General features: G+C 39.4%; 5 protein-coding genes. 4 read left to right on the forward strand and 1 reads right to left on the reverse strand.

The features are described from left to right. The first annotated feature begins 226 nt into the window (after positions 1 to 226). The 4 genes from IM319_RS22090 to IM319_RS22105 all read left to right on the forward strand — a co-directional run bounded on the left by IM319_RS22090 (position 227) and on the right by IM319_RS22105 (position 2,601). On the forward strand, positions 227 to 892 hold the full coding sequence (locus IM319_RS22090; RefSeq protein WP_287736938.1) for a DUF4145 domain-containing protein: 666 nt from the start codon (positions 227 to 229) through the stop codon (positions 890 to 892). A gap of 191 nt (positions 893 to 1,083) precedes the next feature. Further along, positions 1,084 to 1,332, forward strand: coding sequence for a hypothetical protein (locus IM319_RS22095; RefSeq protein WP_287684228.1), 249 nt, complete (start codon positions 1,084 to 1,086; stop codon positions 1,330 to 1,332). Further along, positions 1,329 to 1,685, forward strand: coding sequence for a type II toxin-antitoxin system PemK/MazF family toxin (locus IM319_RS22100; RefSeq protein ID WP_287736939.1), 357 nt, complete (start codon positions 1,329 to 1,331; stop codon positions 1,683 to 1,685). The genes IM319_RS22095 and IM319_RS22100 overlap by 4 nt, the downstream gene beginning before the upstream one ends. A 106-nt stretch (positions 1,686 to 1,791) precedes the next feature. Continuing rightward, positions 1,792 to 2,601 (forward strand): DNA adenine methylase, encoded by an 810-nt coding sequence (locus IM319_RS22105; RefSeq protein ID WP_287736940.1) that lies wholly within the window; start codon positions 1,792 to 1,794, stop codon positions 2,599 to 2,601. Between the two features lie 71 nt (positions 2,602 to 2,672). Here the strand turns inward: IM319_RS22105 and IM319_RS22110 are convergent. Continuing rightward, on the reverse strand, positions 2,673 to 2,982 hold a 310-nt coding region (locus tag IM319_RS22110), incomplete at its 5' end, for a DUF4351 domain-containing protein (protein ID WP_287736941.1).

Consider the following 2,982-nt stretch of genomic DNA (forward strand, 5'->3'; position numbering starts at 1 on the left):
AAATCCTTATCTGGCAAGAGATTTAATTGATTGGTTCGCTCTAGATCAAAAACAGTTGACAAAAATTGCCTAAGATCTTTCTCTATAAGGGTTTCATCCCTTATAACCCCCGTCTATTGCATAACACAAACCGAAGAACCATTAAATTGAAGATAGATTTTGTCTTTGATCCCCCCTGCCTCCTTGATAAGGGTGGTATATGATAATTTTTAACACCTACCTACTTATGACGTTGAAAGAAGTTTTTAAGCAGCGATTTGAAGAGCTAGAGGAGCAAGCATCCCAATTAGAATCTTCTAAAAAAGTTCTCCGAACAGAGATAATTGGCGGCACCAATGAAGTCGATAGCAACTTACTTTTAAGCTGGAAGGTAAAAGTAAAAAACTTATTGTCTAAAGTTTGTGGTGAAGATTCTCAGCACTTCAAACAATTTGAGCGGGAAGAAGAGAGCGGGTATTATACAACTTATGGGATATTTAAGGCATTTAAAGCGGTATTTTTGGCAGCAAAAGAAGATTTTGATGGTGGTTATCTCTCGTCTATTAAAACACTGGTTCAAGCCGAAGTTTTTGATTCTGAGCTTGAACAAGCAAATGAGCTTTTTTCTAGTGGTTATTATACCGCTGCGGCTGTGATTGCAGGAGTTGTGTTAGAGACGGCATTGCGAGAGTTATGTGATAGAAGTGGGATTCCGCATGGGAAGTTAGATAAAATGAATTCCGACTTGGCAAAAGCTGGTGTATATAACAAACTTAATCAAAAGCGAATAACAGCGATCGCAGACATTCGTAATAGTGCTGCCCATGGAAAACAGAATGAATTTACAGTTCAAGATGTTTCTGACATGATTAAAGATGTTAGCCGATTTCTTGCCGACTACCTTGTAGATTAGCTTGTCTAACAAGTGGGATAGGAAATTATCGACATTGGGATTTTTCCCTATTGAAGTATCACTGAACTGCTCCAACAAGCGATCGCTCAAAGCGTCTGAACGTCTTCCCTAGCCCGCTACGCGCTCAGGGACTCATGGGGGTTTGTTGAAGACGGCTGTTGGCCAGGATCTCTTATAATGGGGAAGTCGGAATGTTTTTTCTTCCTATGCCAGTAAGCGCTGAAGCTCTTAAGCAAGACTTGGATCGACTGACTGATAATCAGCTTCAGCAAGTGGCTGATTTTATCGCCTTGTTAAAGTTTCGCAGTCAGCGTCATCAGGCTGTTCTCGATCCAATGCAACTGGCCGATCTTTTTGCGGAGTTTGCTGATGAAGATCGCGCCTTTGCTGAAGAAGGGATGAATGAGTATGCAGTAATACTCCATCAAGAAGACCAATGATCACTAATCCTCTGAAACGGGGTGAAGTCTGGTTAGCCGACCTCAATCCAACTCAAGGTTCTGAACAAGCGGGCATTCGTCCCGTCATCATTTTCCAGAATGACCTTGTTTCCCAGTTCTCAACTACGATCATTGCTATTCCGCTCACCACCAACCAACGTCGCGCTGCTTTGCCTATATGCTTACTGATAGAACAGGGTAATGGTGAACTCGGGCAAGATTCTGTTGCCCTATGTTTTCAGATGAGAGTGCTGGATAAAACTCGTTTGATCCGCACACTGGGACAACTGAGTCCCGAAATAATTGCCCAATTGGAAGAAGTGGTTTTGGTAACCTTAGGATACGAGTCATAAATGTGGAATTAAATGGAATTCTTATGTGTATAGGCTACATATCAGGACCGGCACTCATGCAAGGGGCAAAAGATAATCAGTCTTTAATAAACGGATTTAGTATAAAATGTCAAAAATTAAAAGTCCTCTGCGTTATCCCGGTGGAAAATCCCGAGCAATTAAGCAAATTATGCCGCAAATTTCTGTGAATATTAGGGAATATCGAGAACCTTTTTTTGGTGGTGGCTCTGTGTTTTTTGCTGTTAAGCAACTCTTTGGACAGCAAATAAAAACCTATTGGATTAATGACTTAAATTATGATTTATATTGTTTCTGGCAATGCGCTCAAGAAAATATTGAGTTATTGGTAGCAAAAATAACAGAAATTAAACAGAAATATGATAGCGGGCGAGAATTATTTCAAGATTTGACAAGGGAAGATTTAAAGTTAACCGATTTTGAAAAAGCGGTGCGTTTTTTTATCTTAAATCGGATTACTTTTTCGGGGACTGTGGATTCAGGAGGTTATTCGAGCGCCGCTTTTACCAGTAGATTTACTGATTCATCGATTGCCAGATTAACCCAAATTGCGCCGTTATTAGCATCGGTAAAAATTACTAACCAAGACTACGAAGAGTTATTATTTGCTGAGGGAAAAGAAGTGTTTATCTTTCTTGATCCACCCTACTATAGTGCCACAAAATCCCGTTTGTACGGTGTAAGAGGGAATTTACATACCAGCTTCGATCATCAACGTTTTGCCGATAATATGCGTCAATGTCAGGCTAAATGGTTAATTACCTACGATGATTGTCCAGAGATACGAAAACTCTTTGATTTTGCCCATATTATCGAGTGGAATCTTCAGTATGGCATGAATAATTATAAACAAGGATCGGCGGCATCTGGTAGGGAATTAATGATCAAAAACTATTAGTGCGATGCCGAAGGCACTGGGTAGCAGTAAGCTAATCTTATATGTTGGGTTGACGACTGTACTTCATCCTATTAATTTAACCATTGGTGCAAATCTTCCAAATCCGAAAAATCCAATAAAGCAAGAGCTAAATTATCCAGTTGATTAGGATTTAACTGTTTAATTTTTTGTTCTACCTTTAAAGGAATAGAACCTAGTTTTAAATTTAGCTGACGCAAAATTAGGCTTTTTTTAGCGGATAATTCTCCTTCCTCTCTACCTTCCTCTCTACCTTCCTCTCTACCTTCCTCTAAAGCTTCTTGATAGACTTTAGTTTCTCTTAAATCACTTAAACTAAACATAGCTTCTATCTCCTTACGATTCACTTTCGGTAATTTATAA

Source organism: Microcystis sp. M113S1 (genome assembly GCF_020246945.1).
GTDB lineage: Bacteria > Cyanobacteriota > Cyanobacteriia > Cyanobacteriales > Microcystaceae > Microcystis.